The 26,979-nt window shown below is 41.0% G+C and carries 24 protein-coding genes; 21 read left to right on the top strand and 3 right to left on the bottom strand.

The features are described from left to right. Positions 1-41: 41 nt before the first annotated feature. The 7 genes from topA to ACULLH_RS17420 all read left to right on the top strand — a co-directional run bounded on the left by topA (position 42) and on the right by ACULLH_RS17420 (position 9,975). A complete protein-coding gene (gene topA, locus ACULLH_RS17450; protein ID WP_454090043.1) occupies positions 42-2,525 on the top strand; it encodes a type I DNA topoisomerase in 2,484 nt (827 codons plus the stop codon). A gap of 167 nt (positions 2,526-2,692) precedes the next feature. Next, positions 2,693-3,850, top strand: a complete 1,158-nt coding sequence (locus ACULLH_RS17445) for a formimidoylglutamase (RefSeq protein WP_454090042.1) — start codon at positions 2,693-2,695, stop codon at positions 3,848-3,850. Positions 3,851-3,971: 121 nt separating this feature from the next. Next, on the top strand, positions 3,972-5,351 hold the full coding sequence (gene porK, locus ACULLH_RS17440; protein WP_454090041.1) for a type IX secretion system lipoprotein PorK/GldK: 1,380 nt from the start codon (positions 3,972-3,974) through the stop codon (positions 5,349-5,351). Between the two features lie 84 nt (positions 5,352-5,435). After that, positions 5,436-6,086, top strand: a complete 651-nt coding sequence (gene porL / locus ACULLH_RS17435; protein ID WP_454090040.1) for a type IX secretion system motor protein PorL/GldL — start codon at positions 5,436-5,438, stop codon at positions 6,084-6,086. Positions 6,087-6,156: 70 nt separating this feature from the next. After that, complete coding sequence (porM, locus tag ACULLH_RS17430) at positions 6,157-7,728, top strand: type IX secretion system motor protein PorM/GldM (protein ID WP_454090039.1); 1,572 nt, start codon at positions 6,157-6,159, stop codon at positions 7,726-7,728. Between the two features lie 23 nt (positions 7,729-7,751). Then, positions 7,752-8,654, top strand: coding sequence for a type IX secretion system ring protein PorN/GldN (gene porN, locus ACULLH_RS17425; protein ID WP_454090038.1), 903 nt, complete (start codon positions 7,752-7,754; stop codon positions 8,652-8,654). A 265-nt stretch (positions 8,655-8,919) separates the two neighbouring features. Next, the gene (locus ACULLH_RS17420; RefSeq protein WP_454090037.1) at positions 8,920-9,975 is read left to right on the top strand and encodes an NAD(P)/FAD-dependent oxidoreductase; all 1,056 of its coding nucleotides are present in this window, start codon (positions 8,920-8,922) and stop codon (positions 9,973-9,975) included. On the opposite strand, the gene ACULLH_RS17415 is transcribed toward ACULLH_RS17420, so the two are convergent. Beyond that, positions 9,963-10,352, bottom strand: a complete 390-nt coding sequence (locus ACULLH_RS17415) for a DUF983 domain-containing protein (protein ID WP_454090036.1) — start codon at positions 10,350-10,352, stop codon at positions 9,963-9,965. The genes ACULLH_RS17420 and ACULLH_RS17415 overlap by 13 nt on opposite strands. A gap of 65 nt (positions 10,353-10,417) precedes the next feature. On the opposite strand from ACULLH_RS17415, the gene ACULLH_RS17410 reads away from it, so the two are divergent. The 6 genes from ACULLH_RS17410 (at position 10,418) to ACULLH_RS17385 (ending at position 19,443) form a co-directional block, all read left to right on the top strand. Then, positions 10,418-12,331, top strand: a complete 1,914-nt coding sequence (locus tag ACULLH_RS17410) for an ABC-F family ATP-binding cassette domain-containing protein (protein ID WP_454090035.1) — start codon at positions 10,418-10,420, stop codon at positions 12,329-12,331. Positions 12,332-12,471: 140 nt separating this feature from the next. Beyond that, on the top strand, positions 12,472-13,356 hold the full coding sequence (locus tag ACULLH_RS17405; protein WP_454090034.1) for a leucine-rich repeat domain-containing protein: 885 nt from the start codon (positions 12,472-12,474) through the stop codon (positions 13,354-13,356). A gap of 155 nt (positions 13,357-13,511) precedes the next feature. Continuing rightward, complete coding sequence (locus tag ACULLH_RS17400) at positions 13,512-14,648, top strand: efflux RND transporter periplasmic adaptor subunit (protein ID WP_454090033.1); 1,137 nt, start codon at positions 13,512-13,514, stop codon at positions 14,646-14,648. After that, a complete protein-coding gene (locus tag ACULLH_RS17395; protein ID WP_454090032.1) occupies positions 14,645-17,935 on the top strand; it encodes an efflux RND transporter permease subunit in 3,291 nt (1,096 codons plus the stop codon). The genes ACULLH_RS17400 and ACULLH_RS17395 overlap by 4 nt, the downstream gene beginning before the upstream one ends. After that, entirely contained in the window at positions 17,932-19,257 is a 1,326-nt protein-coding gene (locus tag ACULLH_RS17390; protein ID WP_454090031.1) for a TolC family protein, read from the top strand. Before ACULLH_RS17395 ends, ACULLH_RS17390 begins: the two co-directional genes overlap by 4 nt. A gap of 3 nt (positions 19,258-19,260) precedes the next feature. Next, positions 19,261-19,443: a CPXCG motif-containing cysteine-rich protein gene (locus ACULLH_RS17385; protein ID WP_454090030.1), complete on the top strand. Its 183-nt coding sequence runs from the start codon at positions 19,261-19,263 to the stop codon at positions 19,441-19,443. 13 nt (positions 19,444-19,456) lie between these two features. Here ACULLH_RS17385 and ACULLH_RS17380 read toward each other — a convergent pair whose 3' ends face one another. Beyond that, positions 19,457-20,563: a LytR/AlgR family response regulator transcription factor gene (locus ACULLH_RS17380; RefSeq protein ID WP_454090029.1), complete on the bottom strand. Its 1,107-nt coding sequence runs from the start codon at positions 20,561-20,563 to the stop codon at positions 19,457-19,459. Positions 20,564-20,798: 235 nt separating this feature from the next. Between ACULLH_RS17380 and ACULLH_RS17375 the strand changes: the two genes are divergently transcribed. The 8 genes from ACULLH_RS17375 to ACULLH_RS17340 all read left to right on the top strand — a co-directional run bounded on the left by ACULLH_RS17375 (position 20,799) and on the right by ACULLH_RS17340 (position 25,247). Continuing rightward, on the top strand, positions 20,799-21,164 hold the full coding sequence (locus ACULLH_RS17375) for a hypothetical protein (RefSeq protein WP_454090028.1): 366 nt from the start codon (positions 20,799-20,801) through the stop codon (positions 21,162-21,164). Between the two features lie 7 nt (positions 21,165-21,171). After that, the gene (locus ACULLH_RS17370; protein WP_454090027.1) at positions 21,172-21,732 is read left to right on the top strand and encodes a YceI family protein; all 561 of its coding nucleotides are present in this window, start codon (positions 21,172-21,174) and stop codon (positions 21,730-21,732) included. After that, complete coding sequence (locus ACULLH_RS17365; RefSeq protein ID WP_454090026.1) at positions 21,729-22,112, top strand: OB-fold protein; 384 nt, start codon at positions 21,729-21,731, stop codon at positions 22,110-22,112. Before ACULLH_RS17370 ends, ACULLH_RS17365 begins: the two co-directional genes overlap by 4 nt. A gap of 5 nt (positions 22,113-22,117) precedes the next feature. After that, positions 22,118-22,969, top strand: coding sequence for a DUF5777 family beta-barrel protein (locus ACULLH_RS17360; RefSeq protein ID WP_454090025.1), 852 nt, complete (start codon positions 22,118-22,120; stop codon positions 22,967-22,969). Between the two features lie 11 nt (positions 22,970-22,980). Further along, positions 22,981-23,262: a hypothetical protein gene (locus ACULLH_RS17355; RefSeq protein WP_454090024.1), complete on the top strand. Its 282-nt coding sequence runs from the start codon at positions 22,981-22,983 to the stop codon at positions 23,260-23,262. Between the two features lie 78 nt (positions 23,263-23,340). Beyond that, positions 23,341-23,781 (top strand): OB-fold protein, encoded by a 441-nt coding sequence (locus tag ACULLH_RS17350; RefSeq protein WP_454090023.1) that lies wholly within the window; start codon positions 23,341-23,343, stop codon positions 23,779-23,781. Further along, entirely contained in the window at positions 23,774-24,328 is a 555-nt protein-coding gene (locus tag ACULLH_RS17345; RefSeq protein ID WP_454090022.1) for a YceI family protein, read from the top strand. Before ACULLH_RS17350 ends, ACULLH_RS17345 begins: the two co-directional genes overlap by 8 nt. Further along, positions 24,318-25,247, top strand: coding sequence for a DUF5777 family beta-barrel protein (locus ACULLH_RS17340; RefSeq protein WP_454090021.1), 930 nt, complete (start codon positions 24,318-24,320; stop codon positions 25,245-25,247). Before ACULLH_RS17345 ends, ACULLH_RS17340 begins: the two co-directional genes overlap by 11 nt. A 44-nt stretch (positions 25,248-25,291) precedes the next feature. On the opposite strand, the gene ACULLH_RS17335 is transcribed toward ACULLH_RS17340, so the two are convergent. Continuing rightward, on the bottom strand, positions 25,292-26,827 hold the full coding sequence (locus ACULLH_RS17335) for an SMI1/KNR4 family protein (RefSeq protein WP_454090020.1): 1,536 nt from the start codon (positions 26,825-26,827) through the stop codon (positions 25,292-25,294). Positions 26,828-26,979: the final 152 nt, after the last annotated feature.

The raw sequence follows: 26,979 nt of genomic DNA, 5'->3' as shown, positions 1-26,979 counted from the left end.
TCGAAAAATTCATATACTTTTGTTACCTCAAAATCCATTGCATGCCAAAGAATTTAGTTATTGTTGAGTCACCTGCAAAGGCAAAAACCATAGAACGTTTTTTAGGAAAGGACTATCAAGTTGAATCTAGTTTTGGACATATTGTAGACCTCCCATCAAAGGAACTTGGTGTTGATGTAGAAAACGATTTTAAACCCAAATATATAGTTGACAAGGAGAAAAAAGCCTTGGTCAAAAAACTGAAGGAGCTTGCCCAAAAATCAGAGACCATCTGGTTGGCCAGTGATGAAGATCGTGAGGGAGAGGCCATTTCTTGGCACTTGGCCGAAGCATTGAAATTGGACCAAAGCAAGACCAGACGTATCGTTTTTAACTCCATTACCAAATCCGCCATCCAAAAGGCAATTGAGAATCCTCGCGAGATCAATTACAATTTGGTAAATGCGCAACAAGCTAGAAGGGTGCTGGATCGTTTGGTGGGTTATGAGCTTTCACCAGTACTTTGGAAAAAAATAAAACCGGGCTTGTCCGCAGGGCGTGTACAGTCGGTCGCCGTACGTTTGATTGTTGAACGGGAACGGGAGATAGAGGTCTTTACGCCTGAAGCATCTTTTAGGATTCGTGCCGAATTCAAAACAAGTAATGGAAATGTTTTTTCAGCCAAGCTGAACAAGACCTTCGCTAACAAAGAAGCTGCTGAAGCTTTCTTAAAGCAAAATTTTGGCGCTGATTTTTCTGTGGCAGATCTGGACAGGAAACCAGCTAAGAAATCTCCAGCCCCGCCGTTTACCACATCCACTTTGCAACAAGAAGCTTCGCGAAAATTATTTTTCTCGGTTAGCAGGACCATGCAGGTTGCACAACGTTTGTATGAAGCTGGTCTGATCACCTATATGAGAACCGATAGTGTGAACCTTTCCAATGAGGCATTGAATGCCGCCAAGGATGCTATCATAAAAAATTACGGGGAGACCTATAGTAAGGTGCGTAACTACACTGGAAAATCTAAAGGCGCCCAAGAAGCTCACGAAGCCGTTAGGCCTACAGATATGAATTTGCAATCTCCATCCTTGGAACGGGATCAAGCAAAACTGTACGAGCTTATATGGAAACGAACTTTGGCTTCGCAAATGAGCGATGCCCAATTGGAACGAACCAATGTAAAGGTAAAATCGAGCACCCATAACGAAGAGTTTGTAGCTACTGGTGAGGTTGTAAAGTTTGATGGATTCCTTAAAGTTTATTTGGAAGGAATCGATGAGGAAGATCGGGTCGAGGAGCAAGAAGGCATGTTACCTGCTTTAAATGTGGGAGAATCCTTGCACAATAATTTTATTACCGCTACGGAACGTTTCTCACGACCACCATATCGATATACTGAAGCATCTTTGGTAAAGAAATTGGAAGAGCTTGGTATCGGAAGACCGTCTACATATGCTCCGACCATTTCCACTATCCAAAATAGGGGATATGTTGAAAAAGGAACAGTGGAGGGAACCGAACGCAAATATGCCCAACTGGTGCTTGAAGGAGGAAATCTATCAGAAAAGAAACTTTCCGAAATGATAGGTTCCGATAAAGGGAAATTGGTGCCAACTGACATTGGAATGATTGTCAACGACTTTTTGGTCAATCATTTCAAGACCATATTGGATTATAATTTCACCGCCAAGGTGGAAGAGAATTTTGACGGAATTGCTTCGGGCAATGAAGATTGGCAGAAGATGATGAAGGAATTCTACATGGATTTTCACCCCAACGTCCTGGATGTTGAAGAAAATGCTGAGCGAGCCAGTGGGGAGCGTGTTTTGGGAACAGATCCAAAGTCAGGTAGGCAAGTTGCCGCCCGATTGGGCCGTTTTGGACCCATGGTCCAGATTGGAACCGTGGATGAAGAGGAAAAACCATTGTTCGCTAGCTTATTGCCGGAACAATCGATAACCACCATCACTTTTGAGGAAGCGATGGAACTTTTCGAGTTACCACGAAAATTGGGAACTTATGATGGTGAGGATGTAGAGGCCAATGTGGGCCGTTTTGGACCTTACGTGAGGTTTGGAAAGAAATTCATTTCGTTGGCCAAGGGAGAAAGTGCTTTTGATGTGGATATGGATCGTGCCATTGAACTGATCAAGGAAAAGCAAAAAGCAGATGCCCCTATTGCCCATTATGAGGATAAGGAAGTGACCAAGGGGGTGGGACGTTTCGGTCCATTTATAAAATGGGATGGAATGTTTATCAATGTGAACAAGAAATATGATTTTGACAATCTTTCCAATTCAGATATAGCAGAGTTGATTGAAGCCAAGAAGGTCAAGGAGGCCGAAAAACTGGTTCAAGAATGGCCAGAGCAAAAAATCCGGATTGAAAAGGCTAGATGGGGAAGACATAACATTATCAAGGGGAGGGTCAAAGTGGAACTTTCCAAAGATGTGGACGCATCCAAGATTTCTTTGGAAGAAGCCCAAGCTCTTATAGAAAAGAAAACTCCTAAGAAAAAAACCAAAGCCAAAGCTAAGAAGTAAGAGATGGTTTGGATTTTTGTGATTGCAATTTTTTATAGATTATTTTTGATGCAGTGCAAGGCAAAATTTTTAATGATGGCCCAACTGTCACCTTTAAAAATTTTAACGAAGTAATGCGCAAAAAGAGACCTAAAAAAATAATTTTCAAAACTTCAAACAATCTCTAAATGGCATTCGATTTTTTGGTTCCTGTCAAAGACAAGGTCCTGGCATTTTCAGAGTTGTTGCCACCGCAGGCCTTGGGCAAAAACATTCATAAGCATACTGAAAAAAAGGGCCTGCCCGTATTTGCCAATGCCACGGTGGCCATATTTGGTGTCTTGGAATCAAGAAACGCCTTTGAAAAAAAGCCGGATAAATTGGATCTGGATGGAATCCGTATTCAATTATATCGATTAATGACGGGTAATTGGAATTCCACGATTTTGGATATCGGGGATGTTGAAGAAGGCGATACGGTAGAAGACACCTACTTTGTGGTCAAAGAAATTGTCGCAGGACTGTTGGAAGAAAACATTATACCTATTATAATAGGTGCCACCCAAGACATTACTTTTCCGACGTACAGGGCTTTTGATAATATTCGGGAAATGGTCAATCTGGTTTCCATAGATAGCCGATTTGACTTTGGGGAGGATGAGGAACTGATTTCCTCGCACTCGTACATGAGCAAGATCATTACCGACAAACCCAATAACCTTTTTAACTTTTCCAATATTGGGTATCAAAGTTATTTTAATGCCCAAGAAGAAAAGGATTTGATGGAGCGTCTTTTTTTTGATGCTTATCGTTTGGGTGAGATTGCCGCCAATATTGAGTTGGCCGAACCCGTGCTCCGAAACTCGCATATTGTCAGTTTGGACCTTAGGGCCATAAGGGCAGGAGAAATGGGATTGCACCCCAACTTTTCGCCCAATGGATTTACAGGAAGGGAAATATGTGCCATCGCAAGATATGCAGGTATTAGCGATAAAGTTTCTTTGTTTGGCATTTATGAGGGAGAGAATTCCCCCCAGGCCTTTCAGATGATTGCCCAAATAATATGGTACTTCATAGAGGGAATCAGTTTCAGGGTCAAGGAATTTCCAAGTTCCAAGAGTGAGGATTTTACCAAGTTCACTGTGCCCACTGATACTGAAGAACTTATCTTCTATAAGAGTCATGTGACCGAACGTTGGTGGGTAGAGGTGCCTTCAATTTTACCCGAACATACTAAAACCAATTCGGTGGCGTTATTACCTTGCACCGAAGGGGACTATTTGGATGCTTGCAACCAGAACATTCCCGAAAGGTGGTTTAAGGCTTACAGAAAGGGCTTTAACTAAACAAATTAAATTTTAAGCATTAATTGTTTTTACACAATAAATTGTTCAAAAATCAGTTTTGATGAATAGTGAATATGTGTAGCACAGATTATAATCTTAAATCGAAAATTTAACCTAAAGTATGAGAAAGCTATTCTTTTCATCTATAGCATTTGTTTTTTTACTCGCAAGTTGCGGTTCAAATTCAAAGTCAAAAGGTGAACTGGTTGGGGCCAAAGGAAAAAAATGGTACCCTGAAAAACCTTACGGAATGGAATTGATTCCGAGAGGCTCCTTTGTTATGGGTAAAGCTGAAGAGGATCAAGCGAAAGTTTTGAACGCTCCCACAAGAACCGTTACAGTTCGTTCATTTTATATGGACGATACAGAGATCACAAATAGTGAGTATCGACAGTTTGTAGAGTGGGTAAAAGATTCCATCACAAGAACCAAATTGGCCATTTTGGCCGATGAGTTGGGCTTTGGACCTGAAGATGAAGGTATTGGTGAATATGCATTTAAAGACACTGACACCTCAAGAATTTCTGTTTACGAAAAATACATGCTCGACAATTATGCCGGTCTTGGGGAAACAGGATACGAGGGAAGAGCATTGAATAAGGATGCAGATCTAACATGGGATACTTCTGAGTATCCAGATGAATACTACGCTGAGGTAATGGATTCATTATATCTTCCAGAGGAAGAAAGCTATAATGGATTAAGGACTTTGGACGTTACCCAATTGAAATACAAGTACAATTGGATGGATATCGAAGCTGCGGCCAGAGCCAAAACGGGACGTAGAAAAGACTTTATTAAGCAGGAAATTGCTGGAATTTATCCAGATACCACTGTTTGGATCAAAGATTTCGAATACTCCTATAACGAGCCCATGCACAACGATTATTTCTGGCACGATGCTTACAGTGACTACCCTGTTGTTGGGGTAAACTGGATGCAGGCCAAAGCGTTTTGCAACTGGAGGACAAAGTTTAAAAACGACGATCAGAAAAGTCGCGGAAAGCAGTTCGTAAACCAGTTTAGGTTGCCTACCGAGGCTGAATGGGAATACGCCGCAAGAGGCGGTATTGAAGGAGGAACGTACCCTTGGGGTGGTCCTTATGTAATTAGCGATACAGGTTGCTTTATGGCCAACTTTAAGCCACAACGTGGAGATTACGCTGCAGATGCTGCACTGTACACTGTGGAAGCAAAGTCCTATGAGCCTAATGAGTATAACCTTTACAATATGGCAGGTAACGTAGCGGAATGGACAAGTTCTAGCTTTGACCAGGGCGCTTACGAATATTTGTCGACCATGAACCCAAATATAGGCTCAGGTCAGAACCAAAGAAAAGTTATCCGTGGAGGATCTTGGAAAGATGTTGCTTACTTCTTGCAGGTAAGTACCAGAGATTATGAATACCAAGATTCTGCCCGTAGTTATATCGGATTCCGAACCGTTCAAGATTATATGGGTGAAGAGGATTCAACAAAAGGGCAGGGACTTCCGAACTAATTATTATCATTGTAAAAGAAAAGAGAGCATTATATAAAACGGTAACCAAATACTTATTTATATAACTTAATTAAAACTAGAATTATGGCACAGTCAAAATCAACAAAAAAGCTGTTTAACATGGCCTACGGGCTTGGAGCATCAGTAGTAATTATTGGTGCACTATTTAAAATCCTTCACTGGGAGTTCGGACCACTGACCGGTGGATTGCTACTTGCAGTAGGACTTATTACCGAAGCATTGATCTTCGCTATCTCTGCATTTGAACCAGTAGATGATGAGTACGATTGGTCTTTGGTTTATCCAGAATTGGCCAATGGTCAATCTAAAGGAAACAAGAATGACGCTAAGCAAGCTAAAGAAGCTGAGGGTCTTCTTTCCAGAAAATTGGATGACCTATTGAAAGAGGCTAACATCGATTCTGAACTTTTCACAAGTTTGGGTGAGAGCATCAAGAACTTTGAAGGAGCAGCCAAAGGTATTGCCCCTACTTCTGATGCTATCCAGCACACTAAGAAGTACTCAGAAGAGTTGTCTCATGCTGCTGCTCAGATGGAGTCTTTGAACAGCTTGTATAAAGTACAATTGGAAAGTGCTAGCCGTCAAGCTTCTATCAACGAAGAGGTGGTTCAGAACGCAGGTGCTCTTAAAGAGCAAATGGAATCTTTGGCAACTAACCTTTCTTCATTGAACGGAGTTTATGGTGGTATGCTATCTGCCATGAGCAAAAACTAATTAGGGTTTAATTAATATACCAACAAGAAACCCAGATCAAATTAATTATTAATTCTAATTAGAGAAAAACATGGCATCAGGAAAACAATCACCACGTCAGAAGATGATCAACCTTATGTACTTGATCTTCATCGCGATGTTGGCGTTAAATATGAGCAAGGAAGTACTGGCCGCATTCGGATTGATGAATGCTAAGCTGGAGACTTCCAACGAAAAAGCGGACGCTAATAACTTGGCTTACTTTGAAGGTTTGGAAACCAAAGCTTCTGAGGATAACCTTAAGTATGGTCCGTTATTCGAAAAAGCTCAGACCGTAAAACAACTTTCCCAGGAGTACTATGAGTACTTGAACAAATTGAAAGAGGGAATGTTGAAAGATCAGGAAGACCCGAACAACTATGTTGTTATGGACAAGTCTGATTATTTGGACAACCTATTCTTTAAAGGAGATAACTTGAAGCCGGAAGGTCAAGAGTTCTTATCAAAATTGAATGAGTATAGGGAAAAAATCTCCGCTGCTCTTCCGAAGAATATGGGAGAGATTAAAAGTGCGGTTCAAACCCGATTTGAAACCGGGGACAAGGATGGTAAAGTTACCAGACTTCGTGATCAGGTAAAAGTGGATTGGATGAACTATCACTTTGAAGGATATCCTTTAGTGGCATCTTTGACCAAGGTTACCCAATTGCAGGCCGATATCAAGTCTACCGAACAAGAAGTACTTAAAGGACTTTTGGAAGGTAATTTGACAGAAGCAGTTTCGTTGAAAAACTTTTCTACGCTTTTAGAGCAAGAAAAATCAGTTTTCTATTCCGGGGAAAAATTCCAAGGTAGTATCGTTGTTGGAAAAACCGACAAGACGGCCAAGCCTGAAAAAGCAAATTTGACTTTGGACGGTAGAGAATTGAAAGAAGGAAGAGATTATGAATTGGAAGCTGGTGGTGTAAAGCTGTTAATCAGCGCGGGTGCTGCAGGAGATCATGAACTTAAAGGTGAATTGATCTATATGCAGGATGGTAACGAAGTACCTGTTGAGGTGAAGAATACCTTCTCTACAATCAACAAACCTAATTCCGCTGTAATCGCAGCTGATAAGATGAATGTGGTTTATCGTGGTGTATCTAACCCGATGACCATTTCCATCCCTGGTATTCCTGACAACAAAGTTACTGCCTCTGCACCTGGTCTATCCAGAAGAGCTGGAAGCAAGTATGTGATGAATCCAGGAAAAGGAAGGGAAGTTACGATCAGTGCTTCCGGTGTTTTGCCAGATGGAACAAGAATCAGCACACCAGCAACCTTCCGTATCAAGGATATTCCTAGACCTGGAGGTACCATTCGTGGTGAAGCAGGTAGTGTTAAAATGCCAAGAAGAAACCTTGAAATTTCCACAGTTGGTGCGATGTTGGAAGACTTTGATTTTGACTTGAACCTAGCCGTTAACGGATTTAAGTTCAAGGTGCCAGGTCAGCCTACCATCGTAGTAAAAGGAAACAAGTTGAACAGTCAAGCTAAATCTGCCCTTAAAAGAGCAAGAAGGGGTGATGCTGTTCAGGTATTCGATATACAAGCTTATATCACTAACAACAGAACTTACAAGTTGAAGAAAGTATCCCCTGTTGTTGTGGAGCTTACAAACTAATAAAGTATAGAAGTTAGTAAATCATGAATTGGAAAAATGCATTTTTAATTGGAGCTTTAAGCTTATTGCCCGTATCAATAATGGCCCAGGCGAACATTTTGAACGCCAAATTGCCACAGGATATAGGTGTAAAGACTGAAGCTCAAATAGAGCAAGACAACGACGCTCCCCTAAAATATGGTTATGTGGATGATAGGGATATCCTTTGGTCCAAAACTGTATGGGAAGTAGTTGACTTGGACGAGCGTGTTAATTTTCCGTTATACTATCCAACCGATACCATAGGTATTGGAGCGGACAGAAGGTCATTGTACCATGTTTTGATGAAGAACATCAAAAATGGAAAGCTGACCGAGGTGTATACGGATTCATACTTCACTGAAAAGCGAAGATTTGAAGATTTGACCGCTACATTGAGTAAAGTCGATACCACCGACCTTGGATATGAGCAATTGAATGCTGGAGAGCAGATTTCTGCGGAGTTTATCAACCAAAGAGATTTGAATGCAGCTGATATTGAGGAATATCGTATAAAGGGAATCTGGTATTTCGATAAGCGTCAAGGAGAATTGAAATATAGGCTGTTGGGTATAGCCCCTGTTGCTCCTGACGTCAACTTTATCGATGACGAATCCGTAGATCCGGGAGAGAATAAAGTAGAATTGTTTTGGGTCTGGTATCCAGCCGCACGACAAATTCTGCACGATGCGAAGGTGTATAACCAACGTAATTCAGCCCGACCAATTTCCTATGACATGCTGTTGAACGCTCGTCGTTTCAACGGAGTGATCTATAAGGAAGACAATGTTCACGGAGACCGTGAGATTGACGACTACGTTTTCGACAATGCCTTGTTCCAACTATTGGAGGCCAAAAGAATCAAAGAGGTTATCCGAGACAGGGAACAAGATATGTGGGCATACTAGTCCATAGATAAAAATTCCAATTCAAATCATACAGACGCCGCTCAATTGAGCGGCGTTCTTTATAATAGGCTATCATTCCTGCGACCGCGTGCCGCAAAAGCTTCAGCGGTCAGGCAAGGCTGGAAAACAAATAAACAATACCTATCAATCAACTGGCGCGACACCCACCACCCAATATTCGTGTCAATTGGTGTAATTTGTGTCAATCCATAAATAGGCCAACGAACTATATTTAGCATCCACTCGAGATTCCTACTTTTGCAGCATGTACGATTATTTGATTGTTGGATTGGGGTTGGCCGGTATTTCCTTTTGCGAAAAACTGGAAAGCCAAGGAAAAACCTACAGGGTGATTTCCGATGATTCCCAACAAGCTTCATTGGTAGCTGGTGGACTTTACAATCCGGTTATTTTAAAGCGGTTTACCATGTCCTGGAACGCCAAGGAGCAAATGGAGATGGCAATCCCATTTTATCAACACTTGGAAAAGAAATTACGGGTCAAGTTGGACCATAAAATTCCAGTCCTGAGAAGATTTGCCTCCATTGAGGAACAGAATACCTGGTTCGAGGCGGCCGACCGACCAGGGCTTGATTATTTTTTGTCCACCCAGCTTATCAAAAATCAGAATCCGGCAATAGACGCTCCTTTCGGATATGGGGAGGTAAAGTACACGGGTCGAATAGATACCAAGACTTTATTGACTTCCTATGTCGAATATTTGGGCCAAAAAGGGTTTTTGCAAAAAGAAACTTTGGATTTTGCCTGTTTGGAGACCTCTAATGGCCATGTTTCCTATAAATCGATAAAAGCCAAGCGAGTTGTTTTTGCAGCTGGCTATGGGCTTAAAAACAACCCTTTTTTCGGTTATCTGCCCTTAAATGGAACAAAAGGAGAGCTTTTAACCATAAAGGCGCCTGATTATAAGGAGACCCATGTGATAAAATCATCTGTTTTCAGTATTCCTTTGGAAGAGGATTTATATCTAATTGGGGCCACCTACAAATGGAAGGACAAGACCAATGAGCCTACTGAAGAAGCCAAAACGGAATTATTGGAAAAGCTCAAAACTTTCCTGAAATGTGATTTTGAAGTTGTGGGCCATGTAGCTGGAATCAGACCGACCGTAGTTGATAGAAGACCGTTGGTTGGCCAACATCCAAAATATAAGAACTTGTTTGTGTTGAATGGTTTTGGATCTAGAGGAGTGATGATCGCTCCCTACGCTTCGGCACAATTGTTCAATTATATTGAAAATGGAACCGACCTCGATTCAGAAATAAATATCGAGAGATTTACTAAAAAATACTATTCCAACTGACCGTTTACCTCAGGTTCGTACTTAAAGAAGAAATTGATCCAAATATTTCGTGATAGACGGATGATAACCGGCAAGAAAACGATCAGGGTCAAAACAATGGCAATAAAAGTATTGACCAATGAGGCTCCCAAGATCAAAAATGCGATTACAAAAGCCGCAGACGCGAAAGCAATCCCCACAGCATAGCTTACGTACATGGAGCCATAGAAAAATGAAGGCTCGATCTTGTATTTTGTGTCACAATGGGAGCAACGTTCGTGCATTTTAAATAATTGGGAAATGGCATAAGGATTGGTGTTCTGGTACATGCTTTCCTGATGACATTTAGGACAACTTCCTGTTAAAATACTGTAGAGTTTGTTTCCTTTTTTTAACATTTGCAGCGATTTTATGCAAAATTACGGATTCATGCACTTGTGTGCAGAAAATATGCCCATATAAAATGCTAAATATTCATAACCTTTCGGTTTCCTTCGGTGGAGAGTATCTTTTTGAGGAAATCGCATTCCGGTTAAACGGAGGTGACCGCGTTGGGCTTATTGGAAAGAACGGTGCCGGGAAATCTACCTTACTCAAATTGCTTTCCAAGGAAATGGCTCCAGATTCAGGAACCATTGCCACGGAAAAAGACATCAAAATTGGATTCCTAAAACAGGATATTGATTTTGAATATGGACGAACGGTTTTGGAAGAATCCTACCAAGCTTTTCAAGAAATCAAATCGCTGGAGCTAAAGCTTGAAGAAATCAACCAAGAACTGGCCGAGCGCACAGATTATGAGAGTGAGTCGTACAATCAGTTGATGGTAGATTTGGCCGATATCACGCACAGATATGAAATTCTCGGGGGATACAATTACCAAGGGGATACCGAGAAAGTGTTGTTAGGGCTGGGTTTCAAAAGGAACGACTTCAACAAACTCACAGATACCTTCTCCGGGGGTTGGAGAATGCGTATTGAATTGGCCAAACTCCTGCTGCAAAACAATGATGTGTTGCTTTTGGATGAGCCTACCAACCACTTGGATATCGAATCCATAATTTGGTTGGAGCAATTCCTTAAAAATTATTCCGGAGCTGTTGTGATCGTATCGCACGATAAGATGTTTTTGGACAATGTGACCAATAGGACCATTGAAATCTCGCTAGGACGTATTTATGACTACAATAAGCCCTATTCCAAGTTCTTGACACATCGTAGAGAGATCAAAGAGCAGCAATTGAATGCCCAGAAGAATCAAGAAAAGCAGATTCAGCAGACCGAGAAGCTAATCGAGAAATTTCGTGCAAAGGCTTCCAAGGCCTCCATGGCACAATCGTTGATCAAAAAACTGGATAAAATTGAGCGTATAGAGGTCGATGAGGAGGACAACAGTGTAATGAATGTTCGATTTCCGGTCTCCATTACCCCGGGTAAGGTAATAGCAGAACTTGAAGATCTCTCCAAAAGTTATGGCGAAAAACAGGTGCTTTCGGGGATTGATTTACTGGTCGAACGCGGAAGTAAGACTGCCTTTGTGGGTCAAAACGGACAAGGAAAAACCACCTTGGCCAAAATCATGGTGGGGGAGCTTGACCACACGGGAAAACTGAAAACAGGTCATAATGTACAGATAGGATATTTTGCCCAAAACCAGGCCGAATATTTGGATGGAAGCAAGACCATTTTGGATACCATGATAGATTCTGCCAACGAAAGTAATAGGAGTAAGGTAAGAGATATCCTTGGGTCCTTTTTGTTTCGGGGAGATGAAGTCGAGAAGTATGTGAAAGTCCTGTCAGGAGGTGAACGGAACCGTTTGGCATTGGCAAAAATGCTATTGCAGCCCTTCAATGTATTGGTGATGGATGAGCCTACCAACCATCTTGATATCAAATCTAAAAATGTATTGAAGCAAGCGTTGCAAAAGTTTGAAGGAACATTGATTTTAGTGTCACACGACAGGGATTTTCTACAAGGATTGACCGATAGGGTGTATGAGTTCAAGGATGGAAACATTAAAGAATATTTAGGGGATATCGATTTTTATCTGGAACAGCGCAAGGCGGAGGATTTTCGAAAAATTGAAAAAGGCGAAAAAAAGAGTCAACCTAAGACGGAAGCCAACCCTAAGCAAAATGATTATCAGACGCAAAAGAAAATCAAATCCCTTAAGAACAAATTGAGTGGGGTCGAGAAGAAGATTTCCCAACTGGAAAAGGATATTGCCGACATTGACCACCAAATGCTCATGGATTATGATGCAACCATTTCAGAACCCGGATTTTTTGATGCTTACCAAGGAAAAAAGGACGAATTGGAAGGCCTAATGGAAGAATGGGAGAAGCTCTCCCAAGACCTAGAATCCCTGGGTTAGACCTTAAAAACAAAGTTATACCACAGTTTTAGGTCTGTTTACAACAAAATTTCCCTATTACACCTATTTAATTTGTAGCAGCTCGCATTCTATTGTTAATTTGTAGGTAAATTCTTATAAACTGAATATATCAGCCTCCTATGCGACAGATTGTAATTTACATGTTGTTGTTTTTTATTCCTGCCGTTGCGTTCTCCAATGATGAGATTGCGCAGAAGGAAAAGAATGCCCTAATTGATCTATTCAATAGTACGAATGGGACGGATTGGAGCACCCCATGGGATTTGAATGCCTCAGTAAGTACATGGAAGGGAGTAAAGTTGAAGGACGGACATGTGGTTGGTCTAAACCTTTTTAGAAACAATCTGGAAGGAACATTGCCTGAAAGTATTGGAAGGCTCAGATACCTTACCCACCTGAACTTGGCATTTAACAGTATAACTGGGGTTTTACCTAAGGATATCGTAAAACTTAAAAACCTGAGGGTCTTAAGACTTGAGATGAATCGTATCAAAGGTTCTTTGCCCCTAGGAATTGGCCAACTTCAAGAATTAGAGGTGTTTTCCATGTTCAATAATTTTCTGAACGGCTCCATTCCCCCAACGTTTGGGGAGTTGAGTAACCTTAGGGAACTCAACCTTTCGAGCAATAATCTAAAGGGGATTATTCCAAACTCCATTGGAAACCTAACAAAATTGGAAGCCCTAGGGCTTTTTGAAAATAATCTTGAGGGGTCCATCCCTGAAGAAATGGGCAATTTGGGCGAATTAAAAGAGCTGGTACTGGCCAACAATCAGTTGGGAGGAGAAATTCCGGCAGAATTTAGTCAGTTGGCAAGCCTTAAAATACTGCAGATTCAAAATAATCGGTTTGATTCCTATACAGGGCTCAAACAAATGGATACCAACCAATTTTTGGTCTTTGATACAGATGAAAAATCCTTGAATCCAAGATTTAATGATATACAGCTTCAACGTACCCGCATGGCGGATACAAAATTTGAAGATGATGACGATAATGAGTAGTTAGTTATACTTTAGTTTGTTTGGTTTGGGGATACAGGCGTGTATCCCCTTTTTTTATGCCCTAGAACCGCACTTCTGCAATACAATTTATGAAATCTTTAACCTAATACAGCTGCAACAGCTAATAGCTTTGCAAAGCTAATTCACACCAACACATGCGTAAGTTGATTATTTCCGTCGTTGTGGGCGGGCTCATTATTTTCGGGTCGGTATATTTTGCAGGACTGATTGCCGGAAGCAAAAAAAATAGAAGACCACAAGCTCAAAAGGTTGTTAAAACTGTTTTTGTTGATACCGTGCAGAACGGTATTGTACCCATTGTTATTCCGGCCAACGGTAATCTGAAGGCAAAAAGAAGGGTGGAACTATTTGCCGAAGTCCAAGGTGTCTTTAGGTCGGGCAGCAAATTGTTCCGAACAGGGCAGGAATACAGCACAGGCCAAACCTTGATTCGGATAGACGCCAATGAGTATTACGCCAGTGTCCAATCGTCCAAAAGCAATCTGTACAATTTGTTGACCTCTATAATGCCAGACTTGCGATTGGATTACCCAGAAGTTTATCCCAAGTGGCAGGCATATCTCAATAGCTTCGATTTAAACAAAACAACCCCCAAACTACCGGAGATGGACTCCGAGAAAGAGAAATTCTTTATTTCGGGAAGAGGGGTGATCAGTAGCTATTACAACGTGAAAAACTTGGAGCAGCGCTTATCAAAATATACCATTACCGCTCCATTTACAGGCGTTTTAACTGACGCATTGGTTACCGAGGGTACTTTGATACGATCTGGCCAGAAATTAGGGGAATACATCAATACCGGTGTATATGAGCTTGAAGTTTCCGTAAGTAAGACTTTTGGTGATTTTTTAAAGGTTGGAAAGCAGGTGGAATTGTCCAATTTGGACAAAAGCCAAAACTATATGGGAAAAGTGGCCCGGGTGAATGGAAGGGTTGACCAAAACTCACAGACCATTACGGTTTTTATTGAAGTAAGCAACGATGAGTTAAAAGAAGGGCAATATCTCGAAGCTAATCTCGAGGCAAGGGATGAGCCAAATGCAATTGAGATTGATCGTTCCCTGCTACTTGAGAACAACAAGATTTTCGTGGTGCGCGATTCCATACTTGACATCATTGATGTTAAACCGGTGTACTTTACGGATAAAAAGGTGGTCTTAAAGAATGTCCCGGATAGTGAAGTAATCGTGACTAGGGTTATGACAGGAGCCTATGAAGGCATGTTGGTCAAGGTTTTTGACAGTACAAAATCCAAAAGAGCCAAGTCGTGAGAAAGGTCATTTCCTATTTTATAAAATACCATGTTGCGGTGAACGTGATCATCATCGCATTTTTCATTTTTGGTCTGGTTGGGGCATTTTCATTGAAATCTTCTTTTTTCCCTTTGGTAGGTTCCAAAAATGTCTTGATCAGCGTAACCTACCCCGGAGCTTCTCCTCAAGAAGTTGAGGAAGGTATTATTCTCAAGATTGAGGATAATTTAAAAGGTCTGCAAGGTGTTGAACGTGTCACCTCCACTTCAAGGGAAAACAGTGGGTCTATCAATGTTGAGATTGAAAAAGGGAGGGATATCGACTTTATGCTGTTGGAAGTGAAAAATGCGGTGGATAGGGTACCGACCTTTCCAACAGGAATGGAACCCTTGGTAGTTTCAAAATTAGAGCCGGTTCGTCCTACCATTAGTTTTGCGGTAAGCGGAGAAAACATTCCTTTGGCTACATTAAAGGAAATTGGCCGTCAAATAGAGAACGATCTCAGGGCTATAGATGGCATTTCACAAATAGATATTTCAGGGTATCCCGATGAGGAAATCGAGATTGCCGTAGATGAAAACAGTTTGTTGGCCTACAATATTTCTTTTAATGAGGTGGCTCAAGCTGTTTCCAATGTAAACATTTTGGTCACCGGAGGAAATATCAAAACAGATTCCGAAGAATATTTGATTCGCGCGAATAACCGCTCCTATTATGGCGATGAACTTTCCAATGTTATTGTTAGGGCAGATGCCAGCGGTAGAACAATTCGATTAAAGGATGTTGCTACAATTCGTGATCGTTTCTCTGAAACACCCAATGCATCCTATTACAATGGAGGCTTGTCAGTTACCGTAACCGTAACGAGTACCAATACGGAAGATTTGATTGGCTCAGCGGAAAATGTAAAGGAATACATCAAGGAGTTCAATCAAAAGTACACCAACATCCATTTGGATGTCGTACGGGATCTTTCAAAAACATTGACCCAACGTACCGATTTGCTTACAGAAAATGCCATTGTGGGAATGATATTGGTGCTTTTGTTCCTTTCACTGTTTCTAAATACTAGATTGGCATTTTGGGTGGCCTTTGGTCTCCCAGTTGCATTTTTGGGGATGTTCATTTTTGCCCCAATGCTTAATGTGACCATTAATGTACTGTCGCTGTTCGGGATGATCATTGTTATCGGGATTTTGGTGGATGACGGAATTGTAATTGCAGAAAACATCTATCAACATTATGAAAAAGGGAAAAGCCCTATAAATGCTGCTATTGATGGTACTATGGAAGTAATTCCACCCATTCTTTCAGCAATTATCACCACTATTTTGGCTTTTTCCATCTTCTTGTTTTTGGATGGAAGAATTGGGGATTTCTTTGGGGAAGTTTCGGTAATTGTAATGTTGACCTTGTTGGTATCCTTGGTAGAAGCATTGATTATTCTACCTGCCCACTTGGCACATTCCAAGGCCCTACGGCCTCAAAAAGAAGGGCCAAAATCCAGCATCGCACAAGCTTTTGCCAAACTTAGGGTCATCAACAAAATGGGAGACCAGGCCATGGGTTGGATGCGGGACAAAATTTATAGTCCGGTTTTGCGGTTTACATTGGAATACAAACTCCTGACATTTGCGCTATTTTTTATGGCTTTGGCCTTGACTTTTGGGTCAATTGGAGGAGGAATCATCAGAACATCTTTTTTTCCAAGAATTGCTAGTGACCGAATTGCGGTCGAATTGCAAATGCCCAATGGAACCAACGAAAAAGTAACGGATTCCATTATCAGCATGATTCAGGACAAGGCCCAAATCGTGAATCAAGAATTGACTGAGGAGTATTTGAAGGGTACGGATAAAGTTCTTTTCCAAAACATGCTTAAAAATGTAGGCCCTGGGTCCTCTGCGGCTACCTTGGTGATCAATTTGTTGCCAGGGGAGGAACGTCCCGATGCTATTGTGGCGGATTTGGTGACAGGCAGGTTACGAGAACTAGTTGGTCCTGTAATCGGAGTGGAAAGTTTGATTTACGGGTCTGGTGGAAATTTTGGAGGAGATCCCGTTTCAATATCACTTTTAGGAAACAACATTGCCGAATTAAAAGCCGCCAAGGCTGAATTGAAAACGGCTATGTTGAACAATGCACTGTTAAAGGATGTTGCCGACAATGACCCTGCCGGAATCAAGGAAATTCGATTGGAACTCAAGGAAAATGCATATTTATTGGGTCTTGATCTCCGAACTGTGATGAATCAAGTAAGGGCTGGATTTTTTGGAGCCCAAGCACAACGCTTTCAACGTGGTCAGGATGAAATTCGCGTTTGGGTCCGCTATGACCGCAAAAACCGATCTTCCATAGCGGATTTAGATGAAATGCGCATTTTAGCACCCAATGGAGAGCGAATTCCGCTAAAAGAGATTGCCAGCTATACTATTGAACGTGGCGATGTAGCCATCAACCACCTGGATAGTCAACGGGAAATACAAGTGTCATCCGATTTAACGGATCCCACCACCACAAGTGGTACTGATGCGATGGCATGGGCAAAAGATGAGGTGATGCCCGATATTCAATCCAAATATCCATCAATAACCCCGTCTTATGAAGGTCAAAATAGGGAAGCGAACAAGCTCTTGGATTCATTGACCTTTGTCGGCCTTTCCGTTTTGTTCTTGATTTATGTGACCATAGCCTTTACTTTCAGGAGCTTTAGTCAACCCTTGTTGCTGATATTATTGGTGCCTTTTAGTCTCACAGCGGTAGCTTGGGGACATTGGTTCCATGGATTTCCCATCAATATTTTATCGATGTTGGGAATCATTGCTTTGATTGGGATTATGGTAAACGATGGTCTCGTGCTTATAGGTAAGTTCAATATCAACTTGAGAAACGGACTTGAATTCAATGAAGCCTTATATGAAGCAGGTCGTTCCCGTTTTAGAGCGATATTTTTAACCTCGATTACCACGATTGCCGGTTTGGCCCCTTTGCTTTTGGAAAAGAGTAGACAAGCCCAATTTTTAAAACCCATGGCGATTTCCATTGCGTACGGAATTGGATTTGCAACCGTACTTACCCTATTGATGCTACCATTGTTCCTTTCCTTCGGAAATAATGTGAAAGTATTGGCCAAAAGGGCATGGACGGGTGAAAAAACCACTCGTGAAGAGGTGGAACGCGCTATTAAGGAACAAAACGAAGAACAACATATGTTGGAAGAAGGAGCCCATCAGCTTAATGGTAGTTCAGGCAACGGCGAACTGAAAGAAGAATCTTCACAAGTGCTAGAAGAAACAATAGAATGAAAAGTATTTTTTATACCCTATCCCTTTTTTTACTGGTTCAAATACATACTGCGCAAGCCCAGGAGAAAATGCTCACAAAGGAAGAGGCCATTGCTTTGGCCTTGGAGCATAATTTAGGGATTCAAGTTGCGAAGAACACCCGAAAAATAGATGAAAACAATGCCAGTATCTTAAATTCGGGCTATCTACCTACAGTAACCGCCAATGCAGGAGGAAGCATTGATAAACAAAATACAGAAGGACAGTTGGCCAGTGGGGATTCAAGGACTGCCGATGGGGTGGAAACCAGGCGTTATAATGCAGCTGTAAATGTTAATTACACCCTTTTTGATGGATTAAACCGCTATTACAGCTATAAAAGCTTTCAAGAACGTTCCCAAGAATCAGAATTGGAGGTTCGTCAGACCATTGAAAATACCATTTTACAGCTGTTCACAGTTTATTATGAAGCGGCACGCCTCACAGAGAACACCAAAAATTTGGAACAAGCTCTGGAGATTTCAAAGGACAGGTTAAAAAGGGCTAGATATCAGTTTGAATATGGTCAAAATACAGGACTTGATGTGTTGAATGCCGAGGTGGATATCAATACCGACAGTATAAATCTTTTGAACTCCCGTCAGCAGTTGCGCAATACGATGCGTGATTTAAACCTTGTGCTCAATCAAGATCTTGCGGCACAATTTACAGCGGATACAACGGTAAATTTTGTTCCCGGATTGGAGATGGAAAATATGCATAACGATGCAAAATTGAACAACATCAGGTTGCAATTGGCAGAAAAGGACATGAACATTTTAAACTACAATGTAAAGGCTGCCAAAAGTGTTTTCTTGCCAACTATTGGCCTTACAGGGACTTACGGATGGAACGAATCCAATAACAATAGCCCGCTGGCATTCTTGATTCAAAATACGTCTACTGGATTGACCGGGGCCGTCAACCTATCTTGGAATCTTTTCGATGGTGGCCGGGGAATTACGGGCATCAAGAACGTTAAAATTGGCTATGAGAACCAAGAGCTGCTTAAAAAACAGATAGAATTGGAGGTTGAGCGTGATATAAGAAATGCTTGGGATAGCTATACCAACGCCTTGTATGTTTTGGAGGTACAGGAAAAGAACCTTCAAACCAATCAGGACAATTTTAGCCGCACCGACGAAAGGTATAAGTTGGGCCAGATAACCTCCATAGAATTTAGACAGGCACAGTTGAATTTGTTGAATGCAGAATTGGCACAAAGTCAGGCCAAGTACAGCGCAAAACTTGCAGAACTTCAAATGTTGCAGGTGAGCGGACAGTTATTGAATGTGGAGTTTTAACCCATGCATGAGCATTTTTTCCAATGTCCCTATTGTTGGGAGGAGATTTCTTTCCTTCTGGATAATTCAATCGCAAAACAGACTTATGTGGAGGATTGTGAGGTATGCTGTAATCCCATTGAGGTAACCCCAATTTTTGAAAATAGTGAACTGATTGGTTTTGAAGTAAGGGAATTAGGGCAATAAAACGGGTGGAAATCTACAGATTCAACCACTGTTTAAACTCGGCCGCTTTGTTTTTGCTAATGATGATATTCGCATCAGGTTTGGGCGTCACCAATATTTTTAATTGATTGTTTCCGTAGCGGACAATTTTATCAATGCTCGATATCGCAATAATGAATTGCCTGTTGGCCCTGAAAAAGTGGGCGCTGTCCAACTGAGAAGAAAGCTCCTCCAGACTTGAGTTGGATGTGGAGCGCTTGCCATCAAAACACACTACGTAGGTAATGGTGTTTTCCGTATAAATATGTGCTATCTCTTCAATAGGGATGGGGAGCAATTCATCCCGCAGATAAGTAAGAATACGTCTTTTGGAAGGAGTATCTTCCGATTCTACCGTTGCCGAATCATGGACACGCTGCTGATAATCCCCAACAGCTCGGTTCAATTTTGAAAGATTGAACACTTCATCTTCCAATTGTCTGTTTTTTAGCTCTAATCGTTTTTCATAGGCACTTCCAAGGAATCGCACCGCGGCCACGTAGGTAAGCGCTACCAAAAGCCCCATAACCATAAAAATGAAAAAGAACCGGTTCCTCATTTCGTCAAGTTTTATGGAAATTTTGCCCAGTCCAATATGAGCGGCCACAATCCAATCGGTACCGGCAACCGAGTGCATATGAATCACTTCTGATGGGCTAACAAGGTTGTCGGGTCCGGCATTTTCCATTTCCTTCAACCTCGTCTTCAACTGCGTGTAAAAGCTTTCTGTGGTAAGCTCATCCGTAACTGATGAAACAAAGGACTTTGTTGCACCAGCTTGCTCTCCTACCCTTCTAATATCAGGATGGCATACTATCTCCCCTGACCAATCCAGAATACTTAAATATCCAATATCCAAATCCGTTTCTTCAAGACTTTGTTGCACATTTTGGATGACAGCTTCCTTTCCAATACCAGTGCTCATTTGATGACTTACCAGGGTGGCAAAAGTCTTGGTTTCGTTCTTACTGAACTCTAAACAGGTTTCCAGTAAAGTGATAGTTTCTGACCTGTTGATATAGTGCAGGGCAATACTTGCGATAACCGTATATATGATGGCTATAGTGACAAAAGTTAAGAAATAGAGTCTGTCTTTTCGCATGGAGATTATCCCTGTTTTCTCCGAATATATAATGATTTTACAATCCCACAAAACCTTATCAACGAATTGATAAATGATTCAAACCCGGATATTCCTTTTAACCTAGAATATTCCTCATCAAGGCCGATATTTCCCCTTCACGCACATTTTATAGGTGTACGAAAGAGATTTTCGATTGCTTTGATTTATCAAATTCGATTGGCTTTACCGCCATTAACTTAACAAATCCAACATTATGAAAAAAAGTTTGATGCTCTTCTCCACTTTGGTTGCTTTTGCAATGATTGCAAGTTGCTCCAGTGAAAGTGAGGATGATTTAGTAACCGATGACAATCCAGGAAATGGAGCAGTTACCTACGAGAGCCCTATTAGTGCCGTTATAGGCAGCAACTGTTTAGGTTGCCACGGTTCTCCAACAGCAAACGGAGCTCCTTTTTCATTGACGACTTTCAGTGATGTAAGTAGTAGGGCAAATACCATACTCACTGCGATTAGCAGACAGACTGGTGAAACAAGGGCAATGCCTCCTGCAGGTCGACTGCCACAATCAACCATTGATTTATTCGAGGAGTGGATTGATGCGGGAACCCCAGAAAACTGATTAGGGGATGTTTAGAAGTTTGATAAGTGGAATTGCAGGGTGTCTGATTTGCTTGGGCACCCTACAATTACAGGCCCAGGAAAAATTTATCGACAAAAATGGGATTATCATTTTTGAGGCATCTGAGGAAGTTTTCGAAGAGGTCAAAGCAATCAATAAGTCGGTCACGACTATTTATGACTCTCAAAGCAACAAGATTGCATCATTGGCCTTGGTTATAGGGTTTCAATTCAAGAATTCCCTGATGCAAGAGCATTTTAATGAGAACTATGTCGAATCAGAAACCTATCCGAAGGCAATTTTCAGGGGACAATTGCAAGATTTTGATTTAAAAGAATTGGGTCCGGAGATCATGGATGTGAATCTCGATGGTGTTCTAAATTTTCATGGCAAGGACAAGGAAATAGCCACAACGGTGCAAATGCAACGCATTGGGGATGTGCTCCAAATGATAGGCGGTTTTGTTGTGGCACCTTCAGATTTTGACATTAAGATCCCCAAGATTGTCAGAAACAAGATTGCTAAGGAAGTACAGGTGAAAATTGACTTTAAACTGAGCAAAAAATGATGTCCAAAAAGACTTTGACCATATCATTTACAATTCTGATAGCGTGCGTTTTAGCATTTATGGGCTACAAATACCTTAATCCTGGACAAAGAAATATAGTAGCGGAAACTGCTCGATACGAATTGTCCGCCAATGATCTTTTTTCAGGATTCAGCAAAGACGGTAACACTTACATAGATCAAGTGTTGCTTACCTCGGGACAAGTCACGGAAATTGATAAAAATTCAGTGACCTTGGATAATAAAGTACAGGTAAACTTTATTGATGCCCCACTGTCCAAGGTTGAAAAAGGAAGTCATATTTCCATTAAAGGAAGGTGCATTGGATATGATGACCTTCTCGAACTTGTTAAGATTGATCAAGCAACCATAACCAATTAATGAACATGAAAAAAATAAAAAAACTTTTTATCCTTTTGGCGGTGTTACCGCAGTTTGTATGTGGGCAGGACCTATTGGAGGAAATAGATGTGGAAACTTCCGAGAATTTTGAAACAGCGGCTTTTAAGGGGTTGAAAGTGGTGAATTTTGAATCCACAAAAATGGTGTCGGAAAGGGAACTGTATTTCGTTGTTTCGCATCGTTTTGGATCCATTAAAACCGGAATTGAAGATTTTTTTGGATTGGACCAGGCCGTTACCAGGTTGAATTTAATCTATGGTATTACAGATGGCATCAACGCTAGTATTTCAAGAAGCTCATTTCAAAAAACCTACGAAGGTGCCCTAAAACTAAGGTTGATACGGCAAAAAAAGGGAAGCTTTCCCCTTACGATCGTATGGCATAACAGTGCTCAGATAAACACCTCTTTGGATGAGGACAACTTGCCTGGACTGGAGTTTAAGCACAAACTCGGATATGCCACCCAACTATTGGTTTCAAGAAAAGTGAACGAAGAGCTTTCGTTGCAACTGGCCCCGACCTTTTTCCATAACAACCTGGTCAGTGTTGCCGAACAGGACAATTCACAATATGCTTTGGGCATTGGCGGAAGACATAAGTTGACCAAGCGTTGGAGCATAAATATGGATTATGGCATCCACTTTAATAGAGCTGATACCTCACCGTTCAGAAATCCACTCTCAATAGGTTTTGATTTGGAAACGGGAGGACATGTTTTCCAGTTGCACTTTACCAATGCGCAACCGATGAATATCAACAATTTTTTAGGTCAGGCCACGGGAGATTGGAGTGAAGGTGACATTTTTTTCGGATTTAATATCTCAAGGGTATTTTAAACCATTATGCCATGAACAAGAGTTTAGCAAGAATAAACGTACAGCAGTCATTTTGTATTGATTGTGCTGAAGGAATAGAAAAGGAATTATTATGCATTGAAGACATTTCCAATGTTTATGCATATCCATTGGATTCGTTGATCGTTTTTCACTTTGTCCGTGCCAATGAGCTATCAATGGCGCTTAACAAATTGATGGAACTTGGATACCCTCCAAAGGGAGATGTCATCAAGAAAGAAAACTATGTACCCCCTTTATGTAGCTGTGAGGAGATTGGGTACAGTGCGGCTTAACTAAATTGAAAAGGGAAATTGTTTTAGTAGTTTTGAATCCAGAGCTTGTCAACAGGCTCTGGGTTTTTATTGGAACCAATGCGAGGAATTAAAAAAATAAGTGCTTTTGGTAAAATAATACTAGCGTCCATTTTGCTTATTATGGGCCTTTGCCTTATTTGGTTTACCCTTCCCTTGAATGCTGAAAATGTCCACAATCGAGAACCCGATCTATTTATCAACGCCCACAACTTAATTTCAAACCTGGAAGGAAATGTTTCTGATAGTGTTGGTCTGGTTTCCGAAAAAGTTGTGGAAATTACGGGGAAGATTAAAGAAGTCAACGAACGTAATAATCGAATAACCATAATATTGGGAACGGGTGAAAAAGAACATCCAAGTATCATATGTGATATGGCCGAGGATCAAAGGGACTATGTAAAAAGCCTTTCTGCAAACGATACTATTGTGGTTAAGGGGATATATAAAGGATTTTTGAAAGATGCCATATTTTTGAACTGTATAGTAATTCATGAATAATAGGAACAGACTCATTCCGTTTTTTGTATTTTTTTGCTTTTGCACTTTCGCGCAAGAACATACGAAGTTCATAGAAAGACAAGGCCATGTATCTTTCTTTTCGTACACTTCTGTTGAGCATATAAAGGCAGAGAACAACCAGGTATTGGGAATTGTGGATTTGCAAACGGGCGAAATCGCTGTCAGTATGCTAATGAATGCCTTTATCTTTGAAAAAGCGTTGATGAGGGAACATTTCAACGAAAGCTATGTGGAAACCGACATTTATCCAAAGGCAATTTTTGAGGGAACTATAGCTGATTTTGACCCGTCCTTATCTGGTGAACAGACGCGAATGATAACAGGTAACTTTTCCATGCATGGAGTGACCAAACAATTGGAAATCAAAGCCAAAATAGAGCGAAGGGACCAAACATATCTGTTGTCGGGGACCTTTGAGACCGTAGTTCAGGATTATAAGATCAAAATACCGCCTTTGTTGGCAGGAAACATTGCGAAGACCATTTCAGTAGATTTTAGATTTGAATGTGTGCCTTATGAAGAGTAGAATTTTTTTGACAATGTTGGCATTAGTGGCTTTTGCATTTACGGCAGAAGCCCAAAAGGGTTTATTGGATATTCTGGAGAAAGAACAAAAGGATACACTTCCCCAATATACTTCCGCTACCTTTAAAACTACGCGAATTACGTATGGTCATTCTGTTGAAACCAGAAAGAAGGGAATTTTGGAGGTCTTTGTATCCAATAGATTCTGGAATACACCTGAACTAAGATCTCAAAGTTTTGGGGTGGATAAAATTAATGTACGGATTGCCTTAGAGTACGCTATAAGCGATAGGTTGTCAACAGGTTTTGGTGGATCTACCTGGGATGGACTTTTTGATGGTTATCTGAAATACAGACTTGTCAGGCAACGAAATGATGCCAATGGAGCTCCATTTAACGTCACGATTTTTCAGAACGCCAGCTACAATAGCAGCGCATTGGACAGTCCCTATTTTAACGATTCGTTTTCAGGGAGGTTGTCATACACCTCTCAGCTACTATTTGCACGAAAGTTCAACTCAAAATTCTCGTTGCAGTTAGCGCCTACATTTGTCCACAAAGGATTTGTGGATGGTCCAGGGGATACACAGAACCATTTTTCCCTGGGATTTGGAGGCAGATTCAAACTGAGCAATCATGTTTCCTTGGTGTCAGAGTACTATACCGTGTTTAATCCGATTGAATCAGCGGACACCTATGGGCCATTTGGCTTGGGTGTAAACTGGGAAATTGGTGATGTCATGTTGCAATTTATGCTTACCAACGCCCCGAGCATGGTGGAAGATTCCTTTATCACTAGAACCCGGAACAACTTCAACTTTAAAAATCCCAACCTGAACTTTGGCTTCAATTTTACTTACGTGATTCATTTCAATAGAAAATTGAAGGGGTTGAAGCGGACCAATGCAGGTCAGAATTGAATTTTTCGAGTGTAAATGTGTAAAAGTTAAAAGAGGTCCATCTTTCAATAATTAGGATCAAAAACCAATAGTTTTTCAGACAGCTCTTGCGCCTTTTCAACATTTCCTGAGCGCTTATATGCTTTAATTAGATTGGCATAGGGGACAACCCATTTTTTATTATCAAAACTTTTCTGGAAACTAATGATAGCCAATTCGGAATCTTCCATTCCTTCATAGCATTTTCCCTTTTGATCGTAAATCCAGTCTTGTTTATCTTCCAATAAATCGTCCCTGTTCTGCTGCAAAAAATCCTCATATTTTTCTAAATAGGAGAGTGCTTTAGAGAACAGGTTATGGTCGAATAATTCACGAAATATATCTTCATAGGGGAAGGGCTCCTCAGAGTTGTTCTCCATCTCGTTAAGGTAAAAATTGGCTTTGGTTTGATCATTCAATTTTGCGTACGAGCAGTACAAATAGTAATGCACATCCGATACATAATATTCATACTCTTCATCTTCTTTGAACAAATCAAACTCCAATAATGCTTCTCCCGCAAAAATGGTCGCTTCTGGTGTTTCAAAGTCAACGTAGATATCCGCTATTATTTCCGTACAGCTATCAATGTCATAAAAGTCTTCCCGTGGCAAGAGGTATTTCAGCGCCTTCTTTGTTTGGACAGTCTTCCAATAGGCGGATATTAGCCAATGGGTGAATCCTCCAATCATATCCTGTGGGGAATAATCTACACCAATTTCAAGTGCCTGTTCAAAACAAATAACTGCCTCCTCGAATTGCTTTGACTCCACTAACATTTGTCCTTTGTAGCATAGCATATCTTTATAAAAAGTGTCATCCTTTACCGAAGATTCCTTAAGTGCTCTGTTGGTAAATTGAAGCAACAAATCATAATCTGGTTCTGTGTTTTCGGTGAGAATATGATCAATGATTTCCTCGTATATGCTGCCATCAACATCCTTGACCTCCAAATATTTTGTCAACACCGCATCCAATGGCTTTTGATCATCTATGTCCTTGAATGCATAGAGGTAATCGTTATGCAAGGTAATTTTGTCTTTGGGTAAGGTATCATTCGTAACATTGGAGATCCTTCGGATAGTATCTCCTAAACGGGTGACTTTTCCATTGAGCCGGTCAATATTTTGATCCAACCAACTGTTGTACCAATCAAAGAAATTGGCACTCACGAATCGGAATCCCTCCTCCAAAAGATCCATCCATATTTCTCCTCTTCTTTCTCCTGAGATTACAAGAAGATTGGAAACACCACAACCTTCTGCACTTATGTACAATACCCCATAACTTGAGGATTCTTGGGTTGCATCATCTTCCCAAGGGAGGCTCAAATTTTGGTATTCACTGCTTAGTCGAAGTGGTTCAACATCAAATCCTCCATTTCCTATTTTTAACAAATATTCCCGATATTGTTCAGGAAGTATAATACCGCACTTTTCTTCAAAAGCAACCACTTCCGATTCCTCAAAGGGTAGAAATTGAAGGCTTTTCAATCTTTCAGAAGTGGTTTTGTGTATCAACTGTTTTAAAAGCTGTGTTTTTTCATTCAGGATATCGATCATATTAGAAGTAAAGTAGTAGGGTGTTCTGAATTTATTCAGTAACCTACCGGTGGTGTTTGTGTATCACAAATTATTTGAAGTGCCTACTATTGCCGGAGGTGAATTTATGGATGGCCGATTTGGGTTGATGGAAATATGGAAAGGGTTAAGGG

The sequence above is a fragment of the Flagellimonas sp. 2504JD4-2 genome, from assembly GCF_053642935.1.
The sequence above is the reverse complement of the archived record's forward strand: the minus strand, read 5'-3'. Positions and strand labels throughout refer to the sequence as shown.

Bases quoted from the DNA above. Each gene is read 5' to 3' on its own strand.
- ACULLH_RS17445 (WP_454090042.1), top strand. From the start codon at position 2,693: ATGGCATTCGATTTTTTGGTTCCTGTCAAAGACAAGGTCCTGGCATTT.
- ACULLH_RS17405 (WP_454090034.1), top strand. From the start codon at position 12,472: ATGCGACAGATTGTAATTTACATGTTGTTGTTTTTTATTCCTGCCGTT.
- porM (WP_454090039.1), top strand. From the start codon at position 6,157: ATGGCATCAGGAAAACAATCACCACGTCAGAAGATGATCAACCTTATG.
- ACULLH_RS17370 (WP_454090027.1), top strand. From the start codon at position 21,172: ATGTTTAGAAGTTTGATAAGTGGAATTGCAGGGTGTCTGATTTGCTTG.
- ACULLH_RS17385 (WP_454090030.1), top strand. From the start codon at position 19,261: ATGCATGAGCATTTTTTCCAATGTCCCTATTGTTGGGAGGAGATTTCT.
- ACULLH_RS17345 (WP_454090022.1), top strand. From the start codon at position 23,774: ATGAATAATAGGAACAGACTCATTCCGTTTTTTGTATTTTTTTGCTTT.
- ACULLH_RS17365 (WP_454090026.1), top strand. From the start codon at position 21,729: ATGATGTCCAAAAAGACTTTGACCATATCATTTACAATTCTGATAGCG.
- ACULLH_RS17400 (WP_454090033.1), top strand. From the start codon at position 13,512: ATGCGTAAGTTGATTATTTCCGTCGTTGTGGGCGGGCTCATTATTTTC.
- ACULLH_RS17410 (WP_454090035.1), top strand. From the start codon at position 10,418: ATGCTAAATATTCATAACCTTTCGGTTTCCTTCGGTGGAGAGTATCTT.
- porK (WP_454090041.1), top strand. From the start codon at position 3,972: ATGAGAAAGCTATTCTTTTCATCTATAGCATTTGTTTTTTTACTCGCA.
- ACULLH_RS17415 (WP_454090036.1), bottom strand. From the start codon at position 10,352: ATGTTAAAAAAAGGAAACAAACTCTACAGTATTTTAACAGGAAGTTGT.
- ACULLH_RS17375 (WP_454090028.1), top strand. From the start codon at position 20,799: ATGAAAAAAAGTTTGATGCTCTTCTCCACTTTGGTTGCTTTTGCAATG.
- ACULLH_RS17360 (WP_454090025.1), top strand. From the start codon at position 22,118: ATGAAAAAAATAAAAAAACTTTTTATCCTTTTGGCGGTGTTACCGCAG.
- ACULLH_RS17340 (WP_454090021.1), top strand. From the start codon at position 24,318: ATGAAGAGTAGAATTTTTTTGACAATGTTGGCATTAGTGGCTTTTGCA.
- ACULLH_RS17420 (WP_454090037.1), top strand. From the start codon at position 8,920: ATGTACGATTATTTGATTGTTGGATTGGGGTTGGCCGGTATTTCCTTT.
- porL (WP_454090040.1), top strand. From the start codon at position 5,436: ATGGCACAGTCAAAATCAACAAAAAAGCTGTTTAACATGGCCTACGGG.
- ACULLH_RS17335 (WP_454090020.1), bottom strand. From the start codon at position 26,827: ATGATCGATATCCTGAATGAAAAAACACAGCTTTTAAAACAGTTGATA.
- porN (WP_454090038.1), top strand. From the start codon at position 7,752: ATGAATTGGAAAAATGCATTTTTAATTGGAGCTTTAAGCTTATTGCCC.
- topA (WP_454090043.1), top strand. From the start codon at position 42: ATGCCAAAGAATTTAGTTATTGTTGAGTCACCTGCAAAGGCAAAAACC.
- ACULLH_RS17380 (WP_454090029.1), bottom strand. From the start codon at position 20,563: ATGCGAAAAGACAGACTCTATTTCTTAACTTTTGTCACTATAGCCATC.
- ACULLH_RS17390 (WP_454090031.1), top strand. From the start codon at position 17,932: ATGAAAAGTATTTTTTATACCCTATCCCTTTTTTTACTGGTTCAAATA.
- ACULLH_RS17350 (WP_454090023.1), top strand. From the start codon at position 23,341: ATGCGAGGAATTAAAAAAATAAGTGCTTTTGGTAAAATAATACTAGCG.
- ACULLH_RS17355 (WP_454090024.1), top strand. From the start codon at position 22,981: ATGAACAAGAGTTTAGCAAGAATAAACGTACAGCAGTCATTTTGTATT.